The organism is Moorena bouillonii PNG, assembly GCF_001942495.1.
GTDB classification, from domain to species: domain Bacteria; phylum Cyanobacteriota; class Cyanobacteriia; order Cyanobacteriales; family Coleofasciculaceae; genus Moorena; species Moorena bouillonii.
Map to the genome: position 1 here is coordinate 1,342,316 of NZ_MKZS01000001.1, position 5,672 is coordinate 1,347,987.

The following is a 5,672-nucleotide window of genomic DNA, read 5'->3' on the forward strand; positions in this document are numbered from 1 at the left end:
TCCCGACTCCCGACTCCCGACTCCCGACTCCCGACTCCCGACTCCCTACTCCCTAAAACCTAAAACCTAAGACGAAGTAGCTAATCCAATTGATCAATGGGATAAACAATTATCACAGCGATCGCATCTAAAGCCAACCGCTTCTTGAGTAAAACCAAATGCCTGTAGTAAAAATTGCCAACGACACTGGCGAGTTTTCAGGTATTGATTCATCTGAGACTGGGCTTGCTGTTGGATAGTACTAACCTGTGCCAGGGAGGAAGATTTTCTAGACCGGTGTTGCCGGTAATGGAATGGATCAATCCATTCTAGTTGACCAGCACTGTCGAGGAGTGCTAAGGCTATGGCACCATTGGGAAACTCTTTCGCTACTTTGGCTACTTCTCCCTGGGCTGGTAATTGCTTTGCTAACTGTTGAGCCTGTTGGTATTGCGATCGCATTTGATGGGCAAAAAACTCTTGTCGTTGCTTATCCTCTGGATTTAACCATCCCGTTGGTTCACTGACTAAGGTCAAAGCATCCGCTGGTTTACCATCCCTGCCCCCACGACCTACTTCCTGAATATATTCCGATAAGAGTAAAGGTGCTTGGAAATGCACGACCCAGCGTACATCTGGCTTATTAATCCCCATGCCAAAGGCACAGGTACATACCACAAATTGGGTCTGACCACTAATCCAGCTGGCTTCAATTTTCCGACGCTCCTGAGCACCCAAGCCAGCGTGGTAAGCTGCGGTGGAATACCCCAAGGAAGTAAACCATTGCGCTAACACTTCACTATCTTTTCGGGAACGGACATAGACTAACCCAGCTTGTTTAGGTCTGGCTTTAATATAGGTCAATACTCGTTGGCGACGTCCTTTGGGAGTCCAGACGGTTTGGACCTGGAGGTTAAGATTGTCTCGATAGGGGCTAATTAAAAATGTTTGAGGTTGTCGCAGTTGCAAGACTTTGCGGATGGTTTGTTGAGCCTTGGGGTCAGCGGTAGCAGTAAAGGATGCGATCGCAATTTTTGTTCCCTTGGGCTTACACTTAAGCAGTGCTGGTCTTACTGCACCCAAACGGCGATAAGCAGGTCTAAAGGTATCACCCCATTGAACCAAACAATGGGCTTCATCTAAAATCAATCCATTAATCTGAAGCTGTGGCTGACACAATCGTTTCCACACTGCTGCACTGAGTAGGGTTTCTGGGGATAAGTAGAGCAATCGCAGTTGCTGCTTTTCTAGAGCTTGAAGGGTTTGTTGCCGTTGGGAGCGAGGTAATTCACTATGTAACAGAGCAGCAGGTAATTTGCGATCGCGCAATTCCTGCACCTGATTTTCCATCAATGCTACCAGTGGAGAAATCACTAATGTTAATCCAGTTTGTAGTAAAGCTGGTAGTTGAAAACAAATCGACTTACCACCACCAGTAGGCAAAACAATTAAAGCATCCCGTTGTTCTAAAATCATCCGAATAATCTCACCTTGGGGAGGTCGAAAATCCTCGTAGCCCCAGAATCGTTTCAACGCTGCACGAACATCATCCCATTGATGATTACTGGATTGATTAGTAGTATTGCTAGTATTTTGAACAATCATCCTGCTTGACTCCCGTTGATTTCTTCCGTTGATTCCTTTTAAGCTTAGAGAAATGCTGACCGGTTATACACCAGAATATCAACGGATTTTGCTAGGATGATTACTGAAACGATGTCCGTAAAATTTCTTAGTAAAGACATTGACTAACCACTCTAGCTCATAAACTGCGAAAACCATGAGATTCATTAGTCCCAAAACTGACTTTGCTTTCAAGAAAATCTTTGGCTCAGATCAAAGTAAGGATATTCTGATTTCCTTCCTCAATGCCATGATCTACTCCGGGGAGTCGGTAATCCAGGATTTAGAAATCCTTGACCCCTATAGTGCCGGGGATGTAGTGGAGTTAGAAGACACTTATGTGGATGTTTATCTCGATGTTAAGGCAGTATTAGAGGATCGAACAACTGTGCTGATTGAAATGCAAATCTGGAATGTAGAGGCTTTCGAGAAGCGAGTGGTGTATAACTTGTGCAAAACCTATGGGAATCAACTAAAATCGGGACAGGGATATTTCGATCTCAATCCAGTCATTGCGTTAACCATCACGGATTTTAAGTTATTCCCATCAACCGAAAAAGTAATTAGCTGTTTTTACTTTCAAGAAAAAGAAGAGCACTTGCCTTATCAGGAAAATGAATTAGCGATGGTGTTTGTGGAACTTCCCAAATTCACTAAGCAGCTGGAAGAGTTAGAAAGTGTGATAGATAAGTGGATATATTTTATCAAAGAAGCACCCAGCTTAGAAATTATTCCTGACAATCTCAGGGAAATCCCACAGCTAGAAAAAGCCTTAACTATAGCGAATCAAGCGGGGTTGAGTGTGTCAGAATTGGAAAAACTCCGCAAGCAGGAGATGGTCTTGGAGGACACGCGAGGTGCATTGAGTCTAGCTCAACGGGAAGGAATAGAACAGGGAATAATACAGGGAATAGAACAGGGAATAATACAGGGAATAGAACAGGGAATAATACAGGGACGAGTACAAGGGGAAAAAAGGGTAATATTGCGACAGCTTGAGCGCCGTTTTGGCAAACTAAGCAGTAATATCATGGCATTAATCGAAGCTTTGACGAATCAAGACCTAGACCGTTTATCAGAAGCCATCTGGGATTTCCAGACCAGGGAAGACTTACTCAACTGGCTCCAACAGAACTCTAATTAAAAGCTAGTAATGTATCATAACTTGACTCAATAAACAAGATCCAGGTGCGATCAATTTTCTAGTTCAGATTCACTACACTATCTGAGATAGTGTTAACTTTGAACAATTTGCCTTGGCTTACGATAATATCTGTGTCTTGATGCAGTCGCTCATGGGGGAAACCCCCAAGACCGCGCTGCATCGCTAAATACTTAGCCGAAGAATACCCATCGGAGTTTTTTCATTGGCTATTGGGTGAAGAACCTCGCGATATTCAGGTACTTAAAACCGAATTAAGTGCTGAACCAATTCACGCTGATGCTCTGAGTCTACTGCAAAGTACTAACCAAATTCTGCACCTAGAATTTCAAACCCTACCCCAATCCGAGCCACCACTACCATTTCGGATGTTAGACTATTGGGTCAGATTACAACGTAAATACCGATGTCCCATTGACCAGGTCGTGATTTTCCTAAAATCTACGACCTCAGATCTGGTATTTACTAACGAGTTTAGGCATACTAACACCTGGCACCGTTATCGAGTAATTCGCTTGTGGGAGCAAGACCCATTACCGCTGTTAGCCAATCGAGCGCTGTTACCCTTGGCCACTTTAGCCAGGAGTAATAGCCCTAATCGATTGTTAGAGCAAGTGGTTGCCCAAGTGGATAAAATTGAAGAAAAACCATTACGGGGAAACCTAGCAGCTTGTGTGGATGTACTGGCTGGTTTACGGTTTGATCAAGGTTTAGTTCGTCGATTATTGAGGGAGGAAATTATGGAAGAATCAGTCACCTATCAAGATATTATCCAAAAGGGAGTCCAAAAGGGACTCCAGCAGGGAATCGACCGAGGAAAGCAGGAGGAAGCCCTATTGCTTGTGATACGTCAGCTAACCCTGAGGTTAGGTTTACTTGACCCTGTGCTCCAACAGCAGATTGAGGGATTATCGATTACTCGATTGGAGGAATTGAGTGAAGCGTTGTTGGATTTTAACACAGCAACAGATTTAGCGGTTTGGTTGGAGCACGGCTAACATTGAACTGTTAGTGTTCACCAGGATTTTTGGTGGGAAGATGATTTTGATAAGACCTGATTAGATCAGGTCTTTTTTAGATCTTATCTCAATCAGAATTGCTCCGGTAGCATAGCTTGACTCCATAAACAAGATCCAGGTGCGATCACTTTTTTAGCTCAGATTCACTACACTGTCTGAGATAGTATTAACTTTGAACAATTTGCCTTGGCTTACGATAATATCTGTAAATACTTAGCCGAAGAATACCCATCGGAGTTTTTTCATTGGCTATTGGGTGAAGAACCTCGCGATATTCAGGTACTTAAAACCGAATTAAGTGCTGAACCAATTCAAGCTGATGCTCTGAGTCTACTGCAAAGTACTAACCAAATTCTGCACCTAGAATTTCAAACCCTACCCCAATCCGAGCCACCACTACCATTTCGGATGTTAGACTATTGGGTCAGATTACAACGTAAATACCGATGTCCCATTGACCAGGTCGTGATTTTCCTAAAATCTACGACCTCAGATCTAGTATTCAATAACGAGTTTAGGGATACTAATACCTGGCACCGTTATCGAATAATTCGTCTGTGGGAGCAAGACCCTCAACCACTGTTAGCCAATCGAGCTCTGTTACCCTTGGCAACTTTAGCTAGGAGTAATAGCCCTAATCGATTGTTAGAGCAAGTGGTTGCCCAAGTGGATAGAATTGAAGAAAAACCATTACGGGGAAACCTAGCGGCCTGTGTGGATGTACTGGCTGGTTTACGGTTTGACAAAGATTTAGTCCGTCGATTGTTGAGGGAGGAAGTTATGGAAGAATCAGTTACCTATCAAGATATTATCCAAAAGGGAGTCCAAAAGGGACTCCAGCGAGGAAAGCAGGAGGAAGCAGTATTAATTGTGATGCGTTTGCTAACCCTGAGGTTAGGTTTACTTGACCCTGTGCTCCAACAACAGATTGAGGGATTATCCATTACTCGATTAGAGGAATTGAGTGAAGCGTTGTTGGATTTTAATACCGCAACGGATTTAGCGGTTTGGTTGGATAACTGCTGAGATTTAACTGTGAGTGTTCACCAGGATTTTTGGTGGGAAGATGATTTTGAAAAGACCTGATCTAATCAGGTCTTTTTTAGATCTTATCTCAATCAGAATTGCTCGGGTAGCATAACTTGACTCCATAAACAAGATCCAGGTGCGATCAATTTTCTAGTTCAGATTCACTACACTATCTGAGATAGTGTTAACTTTGAACAATTTGCCTTGGCTTACGATAATATCTGTAAATACTTAGCCGAAGAATACCCATCGGAGTTTTTTCATTGGCTATTGGGTGAAGAACCTCGCGATATTCAGGTACTTAAAACCGAATTAAGTGCTGAACCAATTCAAGCTGATGCTCTGAGTCTACTGCAAAGTACTAACCAAATTCTGCACCTAGAATTTCAAACCCTACCCCAATCCGAGCCACCACTACCATTTCGGATGTTAGACTATTGGGTCAGATTACAACGTAAATACCGATGTCCCATTGACCAGGTCGTGATTTTCCTAAAATCTACGACCTCAGATCTGGTATTCAATAACGAGTTTAGGGATACTAATACCTGGCACCGTTATCGAATAATTCGTCTGTGGGAGCAAGACCCTCAACCACTGTTAGCCAATCGAGCTCTGTTACCCTTGGCAACTCTAGCTAGGAGCAATAACCCTAATCGATTGTTAGAGCAAGTGGTTGCCGAAGTGGATAGAATTGAAGAAAAACCATTACGGGGAAACCTAGCAGCTTGTGTGGATGTGCTGGCTGGTTTGCGGTTTGATAAAGAGTTAGTCCGTCGATTATTGAGGGAGGAAATTATGGAAGAATCAGTCACCTATCAAGATATTATCCAAAAGGGAGTCCAAAAGGGACTCCAGCA

At 43.2% G+C, this 5,672-nt stretch carries 6 protein-coding genes; 4 read left to right on the top strand and 2 right to left on the bottom strand.

Going from position 1 to position 5,672, the window contains the following annotated elements:
• Nucleotides 1-93 precede the first annotated feature (93 nt).
• Nucleotides 94-1,584 carry a RecQ family ATP-dependent DNA helicase gene (locus tag BJP37_RS05530; RefSeq protein ID WP_075897107.1) on the bottom strand — a complete coding sequence of 497 codons (1,491 nt, stop codon included), beginning with the start codon at nucleotides 1,582-1,584 and terminating at the stop codon, nucleotides 94-96.
• A gap of 175 nt (nucleotides 1,585-1,759) precedes the next feature.
• On the opposite strand from BJP37_RS05530, the gene BJP37_RS05535 reads away from it, so the two are divergent.
• Complete coding sequence (locus BJP37_RS05535) at nucleotides 1,760-2,746, top strand: Rpn family recombination-promoting nuclease/putative transposase (protein WP_075897109.1); 987 nt, start codon at nucleotides 1,760-1,762, stop codon at nucleotides 2,744-2,746.
• Nucleotides 2,747-2,804: 58 nt separating this feature from the next.
• Here the strand turns inward: BJP37_RS05535 and BJP37_RS43300 are convergent, their stop codons facing one another.
• Nucleotides 2,805-2,927 (bottom strand): hypothetical protein, encoded by a 123-nt coding sequence (locus BJP37_RS43300; protein ID WP_269086954.1) that lies wholly within the window; start codon nucleotides 2,925-2,927, stop codon nucleotides 2,805-2,807.
• A 49-nt stretch (nucleotides 2,928-2,976) separates the two neighbouring features.
• On the opposite strand from BJP37_RS43300, the gene BJP37_RS05540 reads away from it, so the two are divergent.
• The 3 genes from BJP37_RS05540 to BJP37_RS05550 form a co-directional block, all read left to right on the top strand.
• Nucleotides 2,977-3,762 (top strand): DUF4351 domain-containing protein, encoded by a 786-nt coding sequence (locus BJP37_RS05540; RefSeq protein ID WP_229415213.1) that lies wholly within the window; start codon nucleotides 2,977-2,979, stop codon nucleotides 3,760-3,762.
• A gap of 207 nt (nucleotides 3,763-3,969) precedes the next feature.
• Nucleotides 3,970-4,809: a DUF4351 domain-containing protein gene (locus BJP37_RS05545; protein WP_075897113.1), complete on the top strand. Its 840-nt coding sequence runs from the start codon at nucleotides 3,970-3,972 to the stop codon at nucleotides 4,807-4,809.
• 207 nt (nucleotides 4,810-5,016) lie between these two features.
• Nucleotides 5,017-5,672, top strand: a 656-nt coding sequence (locus BJP37_RS05550) for an RpnC/YadD family protein (protein WP_075897115.1), incomplete at its 3' end; no start/stop codon positions are given.